Raw genomic sequence first — 16,378 nt, 5'->3', positions numbered from 1 at the left:
GGCCTTCTGTCCTGTCCCCGACATCCGCCTCACCGGGAAGCCCCCGAGCCCCGTCGCGACGACGCAGGCTCCTCGTTCGTGAAGAGCGAGCGCAGCACCCGGCCCGTGGCGGACTTCACCTTCGCCACCTCGCGAGGCGTGCCCTCCGCGACGATGAGGCCCCCCTCCTCGCCACCCTCGGGCCCCAGCTCCACCACGTGGTCCGCCGCGCCGATGACCGACGGGTGGTGCTCGATGACCACCAGCGTGTCGCCCCGGTCCACCAGCCGCCCCATGAACGTGATGAGCTTCTCCACGTCCCCCAGATGCAACCCGGTGGTGGGTTCGTCGAGCACGTAGAGCGTGGGCTCGTGCCGCGAGGAGGCCGTCAGCTCCGACGCCAGCTTCAAGCGCTGCGCCTCGCCACCGGACAGCGTGTTGGAGCCCTGGCCCAGCTGGAGATACCCCACGCCCAGGTCCGACAGACACTGCAGCGGCGCGGCCACCTTCGGCAGGGCCTTGAAGACGTCCTTGGCCTCGTCCGCGGACAGGCGGAGCACGTCGCCGATGGACAAGCCGTGGTAGCGGATCTCCAGCGTGGCCGCGTCGAAGCGGGCCCCACCGCAGGCCTCGCACGGCGTCACCACGTCCGGGAGGAAGGACATCTCGTGGGAGATGGAGCCCTGTCCCTCGCAGGTGGTGCAGCGTCCACCGCTGGCCGTGTTGAAGGAGAAGCGCGCGGCGGAGAAGCCGCGAATCTTCGCCTCGGGCGTCGCGGCGAAGGCGCGCCGCAGCTCATCCCAGATGCCCAGGAACGTCGCGGGCACCGAGCGCGGCGTGCGGCCGATGGGCGACTGGTCCACGGACATCACCCGCTTCACCGCCTCCACGCCTCGCAGCGAGTCGAACGGCCCGGGCTTCGAGGACACCAACTCCAGCGCCTCGCGCAGCGCCGGGTACAGCACGTGCCGCACCAGCGTGCTCTTGCCGGAGCCGGAGACACCGCTGACGACGTTGAGCCGACCCACCGGGAGCCGCAGGTCCACGCGCTTGAGGTTGTTCGCGCGAGCGCCCTTCAGCTCGATCCACTTCTGGGGCGCACCGCGCCCGGAGGGAGGCCGCACCTGGGACTCGCGCAGCGCATACGCCGTGGGCGAGTCGCCCTGGAGCACCACGTCCGGAGGCCCCTCCGCCAGGATGCGACCGCCGCCGCGCCCGCCCGTGGGGCCCAGGTCCAGCAGGTGGTCCGCCGCGCGGATGGTGTCCGAGTCGTGCTCCACCACCAGCACCGTGGAGCCCGTGTTCACCAGCGCGCGAAGGTTGTCGAGGAGCCGGTGGGTGTCGCGAGGATGCAGGCCGATGGTGGGCTCGTCGAGCACGTACATCGCCCCCGTGAGGCCCGCGCCCAGCTGCGCCGACAGCCGCAGCCGCTGCATCTCTCCGCCCGACAGCGACGCCGCGTTGCGGTCCAGCGAGAGGTAGCCCAGCCCCACGCGCTCGAGGAACTCCATGCGCCGCAGCAGCTCCTGACGAGAAGGCTCGCCGAGCAGCGCCCGGTCACCCTTGAACTTCCAGCCCTTCACCCGCGCGAGCGCGGAGGCGACGGACTGCCGCACCACCTCGTGATAGCGAGCCCCTTCCAACCGCACCCCGCGCGGCACCGGGTCCAGGCGGCTCCCGCCACACGCCTTGCACGGCGCGGTCTCACCCTCGGCCTGCGCGGTGGGCCCACCCTGGATGCCCGTGCCCTCGCACGAGTCGCAGCGGCCCTGCTTCGTGTTGAACGAGAACCAGCGCGGGTCCAGCTCCGGCACGGCGGTGCCGCACCGAGGACACGTGCGCTCGGTGGACAGCAGCGTCTCGCCCTTCCCCGCGCGAATCTTCAGCGCGCCCTGTCCCCAGCCCAGCGCCTTGTCGAACAGGTCTCGCGGCAGCTTGGAGAGCTTGCCCTCGAACATGACCAGGTCGATGTCGTGCTCCCGCGTCTTCGCCAGGCGCGGTGGGTCATCGGTGGAGGCAAGCGCCCCGTCGACAATCGCCTGGGTGATGCCCGCGCGCGCCGCGGCCGTGAAGACATCCAGGTAGGTACCCTTGCGCGCCCTCACCGCGGGAGCCAGCACCGTCCCCTCGCCCTTCATCGCCTGGAGCTGCGCGAAGAGGAGCTCCGGCGACATGGAGGTGATGGGCGTGTCGTCCTTGGGGCAGTGCGGCTCACCCAGCTTCGCGAACAGGAGGCGCAGGTAGTGGGCCACCTCGGTGACGGTGGCCACCGTGCTGGTGCCACCCGCGCGCGAGGTGCGCTGCTCCAGCGCCACGGACGGAGGAATGGAGCTGACGCGCTCCACGTCCGGCCGAGGCATCGTCGGCAGGAACTGGCGCGCGTACGGGCTCAGCGTCTCCAGGAAGCGCCGCTGCCCCTCCGCGAACACCACGTCGAACGCCAGCGAGCTCTTGCCCGAGCCACTCGGCCCCGTGACGACGGTCAGCTTGCCGAGCGGAATCTTGCAGGACACATCCTGGAGGTTGTGCTCGCGCGCGTGCTCCACCTCGATGGCCGGCGCCGCGTCCTTCGCGACCTTGCGTGCCTTCGACGGTCGCGCTTGCGCCCGACGCTCGCCCCGGAGCGCCTCCGCCGTCGCGCCCTTCCCTCGCGCCACGTCCGCGGGAGTCCCCTCCGCCACCAGCCGTCCACCGTCGCGCCCACCCACGGGCCCCAGGTCGACCATCCAGTCCGACGCCTTCATCACCGACACGTCGTGGTCGACGACGAGGACACTGGCCCCCCGGTCCACCAGCGCGTGCAGCGCGTCGATGACGTGGCGCACGTCCTCCGCATGAAGGCCCGCGCTCGGCTCGTCGATGATGAACAGCGCGTCCTTCGACTCACTGGCCAAGGCACGCGCGAGCTTCAGCCGCTGCGCCTCCCCTCCCGACAGCGTGGACAGCGGCTGCCCCAGGGGCAGATACCCCAGGCCCAGGCGAGCCACCGGCCCGAGCGTGCGCTGGAGCGCGGTGTCCTTCCCGAAGTGCTGGAGCACCTCCGCCACCGTCATCTCCAGCACCTGCGCCACGCTGAAGCCCTGGTGACGGACGGCGAGCACCTCCTCCTTGAAGCGCCGGCCCCGGCACACCGCGCACAGGAGGGCCACGTCCGCGAGGAACTGCATCTCCACCGTCTCGTAGCCTTCACCCGAGCACGCCTCGCAGCGGCCCTTGTCCACGTTGAAGGAGAAGTGGGCCGGCGTCAGGCCGCGCACCTCCGCGTCCGGCTCGGAGGCGAAGAGCTCTCGCAGCTTGTCCCACGCCTTGGTGTACGTGGCCGCGTTGCCGCGCGACGTGCGCCCCAGCGGAGACTGGTCCACGAAGGTGATGGACTTCACCTCCTCCGCGCCCTCCAGCGCGTCCACCGCGCCCGGAGCCTCCACGTCCTTCACGCCCAGCCGCCGAGCCAGGTGCCGGTAGATGACCTCATCCACCAGCGTGCTCTTGCCGGAGCCGCTCGGGCCCGTCACCGCGCACAGCACGCCCAGCGGCACGCTCACCGACAGCGCCTTCAGGTTGTGCTCCCGCGCCCCGCGAATCTCCAGCGAGCCGGTGCGCTTGCGCGGCGTCCTGGGCGCCTCCCCCGTCCCCGCGAGGAGCCGACCGGTGGGCAGGTCCTCGCGCTTCGCGAGCGCCTCGGGCGTGCCGTCGAAGCACAGCCGGCCCCCCTCCCGGCCCGCGCCCGGCCCCAGCTCCAGCACGCGATGCGCGGAGCGGATGACCAGCGGGTCATGCTCGATCACCAGCGCGATGTTGCCGCGCTCGGCCAGCTCGGCGATGGCCTCCGTCAGCGGCGGCACATCCCCCGGGTGGAGGCCCACGGTGGGCTCGTCCAGCACGAAGAGCGAGCCCGTCAGCGACGTGCCCAGCGCCGCCGTCAGCGACACGCGCTGCGCCTCGCCTCCGGACAGCGTGCGCGCCTGACGGTCCAGCGTGAGGTAGCCCAGGCCCACGCGGCGCAGGTAGCGCAGGCGCGCGGACAGCTCCCGCCGCGCCAGCTCCCCCTGCCCCGTCGTCGGCCGCAGCGCCTCCAGCCGAGCCACCGCCTCCGTCAGCTCCAGCCCGTGCCACCCCGGCAAGTCCAACCCGCCCACGCGGTACGCCCGGGCCTGCTCGTTGAGTCGCGCGCCACCACAGCTCTGGCACAGCGAATACGCCCGGTAGCGCGCCAGCAGCACGCGCACGTGCATCTTGTACGTGCGGCTCTCCATCCACCGGAACCACGCGCGCACGCCGGGATACTGGCGGCCCTCGTCATAGTCCCCCGCGCCCTCCAGCACCGACTCGCGCTGCGCGTTCGTCAGCGAGGACCAGGGCTTGTCCATGGGGATGCCCTTCTCGCGGCACCAGCGCTGGAGCATGCCTCGCTCCCACTCCGTCGACGCACCGGACCAGGGGCGGATGGCGCCCTCCGACAGGCTCAGCGCCGGGTTGGGCGTCACCTTCTCCCAGTCGATGCCGATGGTGCGGCCAAAGCCCCGGCACGCCGCGCACGCGCCCACGGGGGACTGGTAGCTGAACAACCCGGGGCGCGCGGCCTCGAACTCCCGCGCGCACTTGGGACACACCAGGCCCCGGCGCACGCGCTTCGCCTCCCCGCCGGCCACCCACACCACGGCCTCGCCCTCCGCGCGGTTCCACGCGTCCTCCACCGCCTGCGTCACGCGCGAGAGCTGCGACTGCGACAGCTTCACCCGGTCCACCAGCACCCGCGCCACCCCCGCCGAGTCCGTCGCCTCCGAGGGCTTGAGCGACTCCAGCTCCCGCACCTCGCCCTGCACCACCAGCCGGTGGAAGCCGTCCTTCAAGAGCCGCGCGCGGGCATCCAGGAACGACGCCGTGTCCGGGATGCGCAGCGGGAACGCGATGAGGGCGGGCGCATCCGGAGACTCGCGCAAGAGCGCCGTCGCCGCGGAGCGCGCATCGGTGCGCACCGCCTCCACGCCGCACGTGGGGCACACGGGCATCGCCTCACGCGTGAAGAGCGCGGACAGGTACGGCTCCACGTCCGCCAGCGTGGCCACCGTCGAGCGCGAGCTCTTCACCGGCGCGCGCCGGTCCACCGCCACACCCGCGGCGACAGGCTCCAGCGCCTCCATGGGCGGCCGCTCCAGCCGCTCCAGGAACTGCCGGGCATAGGGGCTGAAGCTCTCCACGAAGCGCCGCTGTCCCTCGGCGTACAGCGTGTCGAGCGCCAGGCTCGACTTGCCCGCCCCCGAGACGCCGGTGATGCAGACCAGCTCCCCCTCGGCCAGGTCGACGGAGAGTTCCTTCAGGTTGTGCGTGCGGGCGCCTACGAGGTGGGTCTTGTGCATTTCAGGTCGGAGGTTTAACGACCTGACATTTCAATGCCAGTACCAAGTGGCCTGACGCCCGGGGGGGTGGCCGCCTGGGTTGGGCGGAGGGCAGGCGGCTTGCTACAACGGGGCCCGCGAGCGCGCGGGGAGGCGTCCCTTGGCCCCGCCGCTTGGAATCCCCCTCGACGCAGGAGGTTCCATGGCCGAGCGCAGCGAAAGGTCTCCGCCCCGTGACGCCTTGGTCCAGGCCTCACCGTCCCTGGTGCTGCTGGAAGTGGATGGCCGCTGCGCCTCGGGCTTCATCGCCACGGACCAGGGCCACCTCGTCACCAGCCTCCACGTGGTGGCGGGTGCCAGACACATCCACGCGGTGCTGGCGGATGGCACCCGCGCGCAGGTGGACCACATCGCCGCCATGGACGACCGCAGGGACCTGGCCGTCCTCCGACTCCCTTCGCCTCCGCCCGCGCCCCCGCTGGACGTGTCGCCCGTCTCGCTGCCGGGCGAGGGGGACACCGTCTACGTCCTGCGAGCCATGGCCGGCCCCGCACCGGAAATCCGCTCGCAGGAGGTGCGGGCCGTGCAGGTGCTCGGCGACTGGCTCACCTTGCTGGAGCTGACCCGGACGCTCCCGGACGACGCCTCCGGAAGTCCCGTGCTGGACATGCGCGGCGCGGTGGTGGGCGTGGCGACGGCGGCCCTGGCCAACGGCCGCGCCCTGGGCCTGGTCATCCCCACCCGCTATGTCGCCCCGCTGCTGCGCACCTCCTCGCGCGCGCCCCTCTCCGTCCTGGAGGCCCCGCGCCGCAGGGCCGGACGCGTGCGCCAGGTGCCCCAGCATCCGCTGAGCCTCCTGGAAGGCGCCACGTCGGACGCGCTGGAGTCCATCGCCACCACGCTGGGCCACGCCATCAACACGGGCGCGCCCGCCTACAACCGCGGCGACGTGGATGGCTGCTACCGCCTCTATGCCCGGACCGCCGAGCGGCTCATCGACTCGTGCGAGGCCTTCCCCGGCGCCCAACTCGCGCTGCGCGATGGACTGCGCCGCTGTGAGGGCCTGCCCGACTCCGACGACCGCGCCTGGGCGCTGCGCGACACCTTCGACGGGCTGCTGGACGTCATCGGCCGCTGGCTCCAGGTACAGCCGGAGCCCGCGCGCGCCACGCGGCCCGTGACGCCGCCCCCCAAGCGCTACCTCAATTGACGCCTGGACTCACGCCTCGCCCCACCACACCCGGAGCACGTACCCCGAGGGCTGCCGCTCCAGCACCTCCACCCGCGTGTCCACCCGGGTGTGGCGCAGCACGCCCTCCACCACGCCGGCCACGAAGTCCGGCAGTGGATCTCCATCCACCACCCGCACCCGCCAGTCGCGCAGCCCCACCGCCTCCACCCCCATCCGCATGTCCTCGCGCCCCGCCCGCAGGTACATGGGGAGCCGCGCCAGGCACCGCTCCGTCCCCAACAGGGGCGCGGCGGTGGCGAAGATGCGCCCCACCAGCGTCTGCGCGAAACCCTCCACGTAGCGCAGACCGAGTGCGCGATTCGCCTCCTCCAGGGGTTGTCCCGCGCAGGCGAAGCGCCGGGCCACACCCAGCGCGGCGCGCCACACCGTCAGCGGGTAGTACTCCTGGAAGACCTCCGCGTCGTAGCCAATGTCTCGCAAGGATTGGGCAAACGCTCCCGTCGGCTTGAGCGCATGGACAAACAATCCCTCGAAGTTGCGCCGGGATACCTGCACCGGCAGGGGTGGAGCCCGCCACGACTCATGCATCCCGTCCTTCGAGCCAACCCTTTCCATGGCGCTCCCCCAAAACGAATCGCCAGTCCAGCCCCATCCTACCAGTCCAGCCTTCGCAAGGCTTTACTTGCCCTGGAAAACTAGCGTCGTGGCACACTTCTACATCGAGGGGGCCCGTGCAACGATGGTGATTTGCGTGCGAGGAGTCCGATGCGGGTCCTGATAGTCGCTCAGGGAGGGGCGGACCTGTCGCCACTGGAAGCCCTGCTGGAAGAGCGGGGGGACACGGTGGTCCACGTCTCGCGTGACGTGGAGGTCCCCGCGGCCTGGCGCGCCGGGGCCTGCCCCTTGGTGGTGCTGGACGCGAGGGACGAGGGCTCGCGCGTGCCGCTCGTGCGGGCCCTGCGCAGCCTCCCGGGCGGCAACGCGGCGGTGGTGCTGATGGTGGCCCAGCGCGGCGCCCTGCACACCGCGACGCTCGCGCTGGAGGAAGGCGCCGACGACATCCTCGCCTGGCCCATGGACACGGAGGAGCTGACGCTGCGGCTGGGGATGGCGGAGCGCCGCTCGCTGCGCAGGGAGTCGCGCGCGGGGGTGCCCTTCGGCGACGCGCTGCGAGACACGCTGCTGGCCGTCAGCCCCGTCCCCACCTGCATCACCACGCTGGTGGAGGGCCGGGTCGTCGCCGCCAATGACGCCTACTTCCGGGCCTTCGGCTACACGCGCGAGGAGATGCTGGGCAAGACGACGGTGGAGCTCCACCTGTGGGACCGCCCCTTCGACCGCGCGCAGGTGATGGAGCGGCTGCGGCAGCACGGCGCCGTGCGCGGGGTGGATGCCCGCTACCACACCCGCACGGGCGAGGTGCGCCACACGCTGCTCTTCATGGGCCTGGTTCCGCTGGGCGACGAGCCCCACGTCATCTCGTTCTTCCCCGACATCACCCCGCTCAAGCAGGCCGAGGAGGAGCTGCGCCGCTCGGAGGTGAGCTTCCGCACCCTCATCCAGAGCCTGCCGGACCTGGTGGCCGTCTTCGACCGCGACGCCCGCGTGCGCTACGCCAACCTCAAGGTGGCCCGCGCGCTGGGCTACTCCGACGTGCGCGAGCTGGTCGGCAAGCACATCTCCGACATGATTCCCCCGGAGGACCTGGCCTCCGCGGACGCTCGCATGCACGAGGCGCTGCGCACCGGCCGCAACGCGCTCCAGGACCGGCGCATGGTGCGGCGCGACGGCGGCATCCTCCACGTGGAGTCCACCACCTTCCCGCTCCACTTCGACGGCGAGGACTCCATCGTCTCCGTGGCGCACGACCTCACCGAGCGCCACCAGATGCAGGCGCGGCTGCGGCTCGCCGAGCGCATGGCCTCCGTGGGCACGCTCGCCGCGGGCGTGGCGCACGAAATCAACAACCCGCTGGCGTACCTCACCGCCAACCTGGCCTTCGCGCGCGAGGAGCTCTCCCACCTGCCCGCCCCCGGCGAGCCGGGCGTGGACCCGGAGCTCTTGCGCTCGCTCGCGGACGCGCAGTCCGCGCTCGCCGAGGCCCAGCAAGGCGCCGAGCGCGTGCGCACCATCGTCCGCGACCTGAAGACCTTCAGCCGCGTGGACGCGCTCGAGGACTCCGTCATCGACGTGCGCCAGGTGCTCGACTCCACGCTCAACCTGGCCACCACCGAAATCCGCCACCGCGCCCGCGTGGTGAAGTCCTTCGAGGACGTCCCGCCCGTGCGCGCCAACGAGTCGCGCCTGGGCCAGGTGTTCCTCAACCTGCTGGTCAACGCCGCGCAGGCCATCCCCGAGGGCGCGCCGGAGCGTCACGAGATTCGCGTCACCACGCGCCTGGGCGACGCGTCCCGGGTGATGGTGGAGGTGGCGGACACGGGCGTGGGCATCGCCACCGAGCACCTGCCGCGCCTCTTCGACCCGTTCTTCACCACCAAGGCCCCCGGCGTGGGCACCGGCCTGGGCCTGTCCATCTGCCACAACCTGGTGACGGCGCTGGGCGGTGAGATTCGCGTGCGCAGCGCCCCCGGCAAGGGCTCCACGTTCCAGGTGCTGCTGCCCGCCTCCGAGCACCCCCGCGTGGAGCCGGAGCCGCTCGTCGTCGAGGCGCCCGTCGTCGAGAAGCGCGGCCGGCTGCTCGTCGTGGATGACGAGCCCCTGGTCTGCACCGCGCTGGGCCGCACGCTGCGCCCCCACCACGACGTCACGCTCGCCACGCGCGCGCAGGACGCGCTGGAGCGCATCGAAGCCGGCGAGCACTACGACGTCGTCTTCTGCGACTTGATGATGCCGGGCATGAGCGGGATGGACTTCTACTCCACCCTCCTCAAGCGCCATCCGGACCAGGCCCGCCGCGTCGTCTTCCTCACCGGCGGTGCGGTGACACCCCAGGCGCGCGCCTTCCTCGAAACCGTCACCAGTCCCCACATCGAAAAGCCCTTCGCGGGCCGCGAGCTCCTGTCCTTGGTGCAAGAACGATTGGCCCGTGTCTGATCCGGGTCAGTGTCCACCTGTGGAAGAATCGAACAGCCACACGCTTTGGCTGTCCTTCAATTCCCCAGCGCTTCCACGGCCCTGCCCAAGCGGCGTCCCGCGACGCCCTTGCAAGCCCGCATATTAATTGAGCTCAAACTAAATCTCTCAGCCAAGCCTGCGGGACTCCTGAACATTTTCCAGGGCGGGAGGGGAAGGACCCGGGCTGGTACGAGGGTTGCTCTCTGACTGACGCGCCGCACCGAGAACCTCTCGTGAGCGGCTGAATCCAGTGGTGTCCGGGCAGGCCAGGGGCCGTTCGGTGCCCCCGTCGGCTCGGAGGCTGTTGGCGTGACGTTGGACAGGAACATGCGACGTGAGGTGCGCGCGGCGTGCGTGCGGTGGCTGGGAGTGGCGCTGGTGGCCACGGCCAGCACGGCCTGCGCGGCGGCCTCTCCCTCCCCCGCCTCCGTGGCGCGTGGCGCCCAGCCCTTCACCGCGGACACCGTGGTGGAGCGTGCGAGGGCGCGAGCGCAGGCGGCGTACCAGGAGCCTCGCTCCACGCTGCCCGAGACGTACAAGCACCTGAGCTACGACGCGTACCGCGACATCCGCTTCCGCCCGGAGAAGTCCCAGTGGCGCGCGGAGGGGCTGCCCTTCCAGGCGCAGTTCTTCCACCCGGGCTTCTTCTTCCAGTTCCCGGTGGCCATGAACGAGGTGTCCGGCGGCAAGTCCGCGCCGCTGCGCTTCTCGCCTGAGTTCTTCACGTACGGGCCGCTGGTGAAGCCCGGTCCGCTCAAGCAGGCGGATGGCTTCGCGGGCATGCGCCTCATGCACCCGCTCAACAGCCAGGAGTACTTCGACGAGCTGGTGGTGTTCCTGGGCGCCAGCTACTTCCGCGCGCTGGGCAAGGGCAACCTGTACGGCCTCTCCGCGCGCGGCCTGGCCATCGACACCGCCACGCCGCGCCCGGAGGAGTTCCCCTCGTTCCGGGAGATGTGGCTGGAGAAGCCCGCGCCCGGCGCCACCCGCGTGGTGGTGCATGCGCTGATGGACAGCCCCAGCGTCACCGGCGCGTTCCGCTTCACGCTCATCCCCGGGGACAACACGGTGATGGAGGTGGAGGCCACGCTGTTCGCGCGCAAGCCCGTGCAGCAATTGGGCGTGGCGCCGCTGACGAGCATGTACATGTATGGGGAGAACGACCGCGGCGCCTACGACGACTTCCGCCCGGAGATCCACGACTCGGACGGCCTCTTCATCTGGACGCGCGGCGGCGAGCAGCTCTGGCGGCCCCTGCAGAACCCGGCGCACCTCAACGTCTCCAGCTTCACGCTGGAAAGTCCCCGGGCCTTCGGTGTCCTCCAGCGCGACACAGCCTTCAGCAGCTACGAGGACCTGGAGGCGCACTACGAGCGCCGTCCCAGCGCGTGGGTGGAGCCCGTGGGTGACTGGGGTCCGGGCGTGGTGCGGCTGGTGGAGCTGCCGACGCCCGACGAGACCAACGACAACATCGTCGCCTTCTGGGTGCCCCAGGAGCCGCTCGTCCCCGGCAAGCCGCTGCGCGTCGCCTACAAGCTGCACTGGGGCTCGCGCTCGCCGTGGCCGAAGACGGGCGCTTCCGTGGTGGCCACGCGCGTGGACGCGGGCGACTCGTGGAAGGGCGCGAAGCTGAAGGACACGCCCACGATGCGGCGCTTCGTCATCGACTTCTCACCGTCACCCGCGTCGGACGCAAAGGGTGATGCGCCGGTGGAGGCCGTGGTCAGCGCCTCCTCGGGCCAGGTGCTGCGTCCCCTCGTGACACGACACACGCCCACCGGAGGGTGGCGGGCCACGTTCGAGCTGCACCCCGCCTCCCCCGCCGCCCCCACCGAGCTGCGCGCGTTCCTCAAGCGCGGCTCGGAGACCCTCACCGAGACCTGGAGCTACCTGTGGATTCCGTGACGACGCTGTCCCCTTGCCTCTCCGTCCCGACCACCTCTTGGGCCCTCCCCGCGTCGCGCTCGGCGCTGGACGCCTTCTTCCGCGGCTTCGGCTTCACCTCCGAGCCGGACCTGTCCGCGCTGGCGGCCTGGGCGCTGGATGGCCATGGCGGCTCGCCGCAGGCGGGCGTGTCCCTGGCGCGCGCGCGCATGGAGGCGTGGCTGTCGAGCGTGCTCGGCGCGGAGCACACCGGACCGGGGCTCCTGGCCCGGGGCCGCGCGGCCTTCGTGCTGTGCGACGGCGCCAGCCGAGGCGCGAAGCTGCTCACGCGCACGGCCGCGCCGGAGGACTTCGTGCGCGCGGTGCGCATGGCGGTGCCGGTGCCCGCGCCCGCGCAGCTCAGCAGCGTGATGCCCGAGCAGCGGCTGTCGCTGTGGCCGTTCGGTGAGCTGCTGCGCCGCGTCTGGCGTGGCGCCTCGCCGGGCGTCTCCGTCTCCCGCTGAGGCGGGGGACGCCGAGCCTCGCGATGGAAGCCCACTCCTTCTCGCCCGACAGCACCGGACCCAGGCGCGCCGCCGTCCTGGGCCTGGCGGCCGCCACCACCGTCCTCGGGGCCAGGGAGATGCACCGCCTGCTGAGCGCGCAGGGCACGTCCGCGCCGGAGCTGGTGCTGATGGTGCTCTTCACGCTGTGCTTCGGCTGGATTGCCCTGTCCTTCTGGACGTCCATCGCGGGCTTCCTCCAGCTGGTGCTGGGGCCTCGGCTCCCGGGCCTGCGCTACCCCACGGCGGAGGAAGAGGCCCGTCCGCTGACGTCGCGCACGTCGGTGGTGATGCCCATCCACAACGAGGACCCGACGGCGGTCTTCGCCAACCTGCAGGCCACGTACGAGTCCGTCGCGGCCACGGGCCACCTGGACGCCTTCGACTTCTACGTGCTGAGCGACTCCACGCGCGCGGAGGCGTGGGTGGCGGAGGAGCTGGCGTGGGCGGACCTGGTCCGCCGCGTGGGAGGCCAGGGGCGCATCTTCTACCGGCGGCGCACGGACAACACCGGGAAGAAGGCGGGCAACCTCGGCGACTTCTGCGAGCGGTGGGGCCGCCGCTACGACTTCACGGTGGTGCTGGACGCCGACAGCCTGATGGACGGCCGCACGCTGGTGAAGATGGCGCGGCTCATGGAGCTCAACCCGCGCGCGGGCATCCTCCAGGCGCCGCCCTTGTGCGTGGGCCGCATGACGCTGTTCGCGCGACTGCAGCAGTTCGCGGGCCGGGTGTACGGCCCCGTCGTCGCCGCGGGCGCGGCGGCGTGGCAGCTGGGCGAGTCCAACTACTGGGGCCACAACGCCATCCTCCGCACGGAGGCGTTCATCAACCACTGCGGCCTGCCGGTGCTGCCCGGCAAGCAGCCCTTCGGCGGACACATCCTCAGCCACGACTTCGTCGAGGCGGCGCTGATGCGGCGCGCGGGCTACACGGTGTGGCTGGTGCCGGAGCTGGGCGGAAGCTACGAGCAGCCCCCGCCCAACCTCCTGGCCTACGCGCAGCGAGACCGGCGCTGGTGCCAGGGCAACCTCCAGCACCTGAGCCTGGTCCTGGCGGGCGGCCTGCATCCGCTCAGCCGCGCCCACTTCCTGATGGGCGTCATGTCGTACGTCGCCTCTCCGCTGTGGCTGCTGTTCCTGCTCTCCGGCCTGGCGGCGGCGCTGCATGACCGCTTCCTCCTGGACCCGCACACGCTGGAGGCGCCGCACCTGGCCTTCGACGCGCCCGCCGCGCTGCGGCTGTTCGGCGTGTCCATGGCCATGCTGTTCGCGCCCAAGGTGCTGGGCCTGCTCCTGGCCCTGTTCCGCTCGGACGAGTCGGCGCGGATGGGCGGCCGGGTGAAGCTGGTGCTGAGCGTGCTCGCGGAGAGTGTCCTCGCGTCGCTGCTCGCGCCGGTGATGATGCTGTTCCAGTCGCACTTCGTCTTCGGGACGCTCCTGGGCTACCGGGTGAACTGGTCCAGCCAGCAGCGCGAGGACGCGGACCTGCCGTGGTCCGAGGCGGCACGCCGTCACGCGGCGCACGTCGCGGTGGGCGTGGGCGTCATCGCCGTCGCGGCCCTGGTGTCCTCATCCCTGGTGGCCTGGCTGATGCCCGTCGCCGGGGGGCTGCTGCTGTCGATTCCCCTCACGGTGCTCACCGCGCGCGCCTCGCTGGGGACGTGGGCGGCGCGCCGGGGCCTGTTCCTCCTCCCCGAGGAGACGGAGCCCCCCGAGGTGCTGGAGCGCGCGCAGACGCTCTGCGAGGAGCACGCGGTGGAGTCCGTGGACGACGCCGTGGAGCGGGTGCTCTCCGACACGAAGACGCACGCGCTGCACCTGGCCCTGCTGGAGTCCCAGCCCGAGCTCGTCCGGGACTCGGTGCCCGCGGCGCTCGAGTCCGCGCGCCGCAAGCTGCTGGGCGGCGTGACGGAGCCCCTCTCCGCGCAGGAGAAGGTGGCGGCCCTGCTGGACGTCGACACGCTGAGCGAGGCGCGCGAGCAGCGCCTCACGCGCACCCTGTCCTGACCCTCAGGGCGTCGAGTCCCTCAGCGCCGTCTCCAGCGGGAGCGAGCGACCCGCGAGCGCGGTGCGGCGGACCTCCCGGTCCTCGAACCTGCAGGACAGCAGCGCGCGCGCGTTGAAGCCCGCCGCGCGAGCCAGCCGGGAGAGCCGGGCCTTCAGCACGCTCCGCGGCACCTTCTCCGTGGACGCCAGGCCCACGACGATGCGGTTGGCCGTCGTCCGCGCATCGAAGGCATGGAGCTGCTCGAAGCTGGCGCGCCAGGTCTGGAACATCTCCGGGTAGAGCGGATTGGGAGCGCGGTGCACGTTGCTCACCGCGACGCCTCCGGGGACCAGCCTCGCGCGGACGGCCCGGAGGAACTCCCACGTCGACAGCGCGCGGGGAGCGCCTCGGGGCCCGAAGGCATCCAGGAGGATGACGTCGTAGGCGGGCCCGGGGGTCTCGATGAAGCGCCGGCCATCCTCCAGGTGCGCGTGGAGCCGCGGGTCCTCGCGGAAGCCCAGGTAGCGCCGGGCGACATCGAGCACCTCCGCGTCGCAGTCCACCGCGTCGATGTGCGCCGAGGGGAACGCGGTGCGCAGGAACATGGGAAGCGCGCCTCCGCCCACGCCCACCATCAGGATGCGCTGGGGCTCGTTCACGAAGGCCACGCCGGCAATCATTCCTTGCGTGTACTCGAGCTCCAGCCGCGTCGGGTAGCCGGGCCGCACCACACTCTGGAACGCACTGTCCCGACCGAACTGGAGATAGCGCCGGCCCCCTCGGTCCTCGCTGACGATGCAGCGATAGGCCCCGGGCTTGCCCACGTACAGCACGGCGCGCGGCTGGGACAGCCACCGGAACACCCGCGCCAGGAAACGCCGCGAGCGCGCGCGGCGGCCCCCGTCGAGCGAAATGCCCAGCGAGGCGCCCTGACGCGAGAGCACCCGCGCCCAGGGAGCCTCGTGCCACCAAGGGCGTCCCGCACGAGGGCACGACCTCCAGGAGCCGCTGTCGCCCGCGCTCACGGTGACTTACGCGTAGAGCCGGCGGAGCACGGCCACCATGGCCGCCACGTCGGACGCACACGCCATCTCGCGGATGGAGTGCATGGACAACATCGGGTTGCCCACGTCCACGGTGCGGATGCCGAGCTGCCCCGCGGAGATGGGGCCGATGGTGCTGCCGCAGCCCAGGTCCGTGCGCGTGACGAAGTGCTGCGGCGTCACGCCCGCCGAGCGGCACAGCGTGGCGAAGTACGCCCACGACTCGCCGTCGGTGGCGTAGGACTGGTTCACGTTCGACTTGATGACGGGCCCCGCGCCCATCTGCGGCTGGTGCTTCGGCTCGTGCAGCGACGGGTAGTTGGGATGGACGGCGTGCGCCATGTCCGCGCTCACCAGGAAGGACTGGGCCATCGCGCGGTGGAACGCGTCGGGCTTTCCGTCCGAGTGCGCCAGGGTGATACGCTCCAGCAGCGACCGCAGGAACGGAGACGCGGCGCCCTGCGCGCTGCGGCTGCCCACCTCCTCGTGGTCGAACAGGATGAGGCCGCTGGTGGCCTCGCGCGAGTCCGGGGCGGACAGCAGCGCGGACAGGCCCGCGTGGCAGCTCGCGAGGTTGTCCAGGCGAGGCGCGTGGAGGAACTCCGAGCGGGCCCCCGAGCGCGTCGACGGCTGCAAGTCGTAGAGGCACAAGTCGAAGCCCAGGATGTTCGCGGCCTCCGTCTTCACGCCGCCACGGGCCAGCTCGTTCACCAGCATCGCCCGGAGGTCCGTGGCGTCCGCGTGCTCCAGCCCCAGCACGGGCACCATGTGGTCCTGGGGGTTGAGCTTCAGGCCGTCCGTGTTCACCGCGCGGTTGAGGTGGATGGCCAGGTTGGGCACCCGCAGCAGCGGCTTGCGGAAGTCCACCAGGTGGCTGCGCGGCACGCCGCCCTTGCCCCCCTTGCCTCCCTCCATCACGACGACGCGGCCCGCGAGCGACAAGTCGCGGTCCGTCCAGGTGTGCAGCAGCACGCCGCCGTACACCTCCACGCCGAGCTGCCGGTAGCCGTTCCGGGTGAGCTCCGCGTGGGGCTTGAGCCTCAGGTTGGGCGAGTCCGTGTGGGCGCCGACCAGCCGGAAGCCCGCGCGGTCCACCGGCGAGGTGCCGAGCTGGAAGGCCGCGATGCTGGTGTCGCCCCGGGTGACGTAGACCCGCGCGCCCGGCTCCAGCGACCAGGACTCGCGCTCATCCAGCGCGCGGTAGCCGGCCTGCTCCAGGCGACGCGCCGTCTCGCGCACCGCATGGTACGGCGTGGGCGAGGCGTCGATGTACGCGAGCAAGTCATTGGCCAGGGCATCGGTATCGGTGGGGCTCATGTCGGCCCGAAGCTAACTCCG

Annotated in this window: 9 protein-coding genes; 5 read left to right on the top strand and 4 right to left on the bottom strand. The window is 71.8% G+C overall.

Going from position 1 to position 16,378, the window contains the following annotated elements:
- Nucleotides 1–29: 29 nt before the first annotated feature.
- Nucleotides 30–5,336 carry an excinuclease ABC subunit UvrA gene (uvrA, locus tag MYSTI_RS13710; protein WP_015348356.1) on the bottom strand — a complete coding sequence of 1,769 codons (5,307 nt, stop codon included), beginning with the start codon at nucleotides 5,334–5,336 and terminating at the stop codon, nucleotides 30–32.
- A 181-nt stretch (nucleotides 5,337–5,517) separates the two neighbouring features.
- Between uvrA and MYSTI_RS13705 the strand changes: the two genes are divergently transcribed.
- Nucleotides 5,518–6,525 carry a trypsin-like peptidase domain-containing protein gene (locus tag MYSTI_RS13705; RefSeq protein WP_015348355.1) on the top strand — a complete coding sequence of 336 codons (1,008 nt, stop codon included), beginning with the start codon at nucleotides 5,518–5,520 and terminating at the stop codon, nucleotides 6,523–6,525.
- A 9-nt stretch (nucleotides 6,526–6,534) separates the two neighbouring features.
- Here the strand turns inward: MYSTI_RS13705 and MYSTI_RS13700 are convergent, their stop codons facing one another.
- Nucleotides 6,535–7,122 carry a DUF2378 family protein gene (locus tag MYSTI_RS13700; protein ID WP_015348354.1) on the bottom strand — a complete coding sequence of 196 codons (588 nt, stop codon included), beginning with the start codon at nucleotides 7,120–7,122 and terminating at the stop codon, nucleotides 6,535–6,537.
- Nucleotides 7,123–7,272: 150 nt separating this feature from the next.
- Here MYSTI_RS13700 and MYSTI_RS13695 point away from each other — a divergent pair, with 150 nt between their 5' ends.
- The 4 genes from MYSTI_RS13695 to mdoH all read left to right on the top strand — a co-directional run bounded on the left by MYSTI_RS13695 (nucleotide 7,273) and on the right by mdoH (nucleotide 14,017).
- Complete coding sequence (locus MYSTI_RS13695) at nucleotides 7,273–9,561, top strand: PAS domain S-box protein (protein WP_015348353.1); 2,289 nt, start codon at nucleotides 7,273–7,275, stop codon at nucleotides 9,559–9,561.
- A gap of 348 nt (nucleotides 9,562–9,909) precedes the next feature.
- Complete coding sequence (locus tag MYSTI_RS13690) at nucleotides 9,910–11,487, top strand: OpgD/OpgG family glucan biosynthesis protein (RefSeq protein WP_086009844.1); 1,578 nt, start codon at nucleotides 9,910–9,912, stop codon at nucleotides 11,485–11,487.
- The gene (locus MYSTI_RS13685; protein ID WP_233278263.1) at nucleotides 11,484–11,969 is read left to right on the top strand and encodes a hypothetical protein; all 486 of its coding nucleotides are present in this window, start codon (nucleotides 11,484–11,486) and stop codon (nucleotides 11,967–11,969) included. The genes MYSTI_RS13690 and MYSTI_RS13685 overlap by 4 nt, the downstream gene beginning before the upstream one ends.
- A 23-nt stretch (nucleotides 11,970–11,992) precedes the next feature.
- Nucleotides 11,993–14,017, top strand: coding sequence for a glucans biosynthesis glucosyltransferase MdoH (gene mdoH / locus MYSTI_RS13680; RefSeq protein WP_015348350.1), 2,025 nt, complete (start codon nucleotides 11,993–11,995; stop codon nucleotides 14,015–14,017).
- 3 nt (nucleotides 14,018–14,020) lie between these two features.
- Here the strand turns inward: mdoH and MYSTI_RS13675 are convergent, their stop codons facing one another.
- Both MYSTI_RS13675 and MYSTI_RS13670 read right to left on the bottom strand, forming a co-directional pair.
- Nucleotides 14,021–14,941: a spermidine synthase gene (locus tag MYSTI_RS13675; protein ID WP_015348349.1), complete on the bottom strand. Its 921-nt coding sequence runs from the start codon at nucleotides 14,939–14,941 to the stop codon at nucleotides 14,021–14,023.
- 87 nt (nucleotides 14,942–15,028) lie between these two features.
- Nucleotides 15,029–16,357 (bottom strand): M18 family aminopeptidase, encoded by a 1,329-nt coding sequence (locus MYSTI_RS13670; RefSeq protein WP_015348348.1) that lies wholly within the window; start codon nucleotides 16,355–16,357, stop codon nucleotides 15,029–15,031.
- Nucleotides 16,358–16,378 lie beyond the last annotated feature (21 nt).

It is taken from the genome of Myxococcus stipitatus DSM 14675, assembly GCF_000331735.1.
GTDB classification, from domain to species: Bacteria; Myxococcota; Myxococcia; order Myxococcales; family Myxococcaceae; genus Myxococcus; species Myxococcus stipitatus.
Note: the sequence above shows the minus strand (reverse complement) of the source record. Positions and strands in the feature narration are given on the sequence as shown.

What these genes read in the sequence shown, in the direction of transcription:
- uvrA (WP_015348356.1), bottom strand. Translation starts at nt 5,336, where the DNA reads ATGCACAAGACCCACCTCGTAGGCGCCCGCACGCACAACCTGAAGGAA.
- MYSTI_RS13705 (WP_015348355.1), top strand. Translation starts at nt 5,518, where the DNA reads ATGGCCGAGCGCAGCGAAAGGTCTCCGCCCCGTGACGCCTTGGTCCAG.
- MYSTI_RS13700 (WP_015348354.1), bottom strand. Translation starts at nt 7,122, where the DNA reads ATGGAAAGGGTTGGCTCGAAGGACGGGATGCATGAGTCGTGGCGGGCT.
- MYSTI_RS13695 (WP_015348353.1), top strand. Translation starts at nt 7,273, where the DNA reads ATGCGGGTCCTGATAGTCGCTCAGGGAGGGGCGGACCTGTCGCCACTG.
- MYSTI_RS13690 (WP_086009844.1), top strand. Translation starts at nt 9,910, where the DNA reads ATGCGACGTGAGGTGCGCGCGGCGTGCGTGCGGTGGCTGGGAGTGGCG.
- mdoH (WP_015348350.1), top strand. Translation starts at nt 11,993, where the DNA reads ATGGAAGCCCACTCCTTCTCGCCCGACAGCACCGGACCCAGGCGCGCC.
- MYSTI_RS13670 (WP_015348348.1), bottom strand. Translation starts at nt 16,357, where the DNA reads ATGAGCCCCACCGATACCGATGCCCTGGCCAATGACTTGCTCGCGTAC.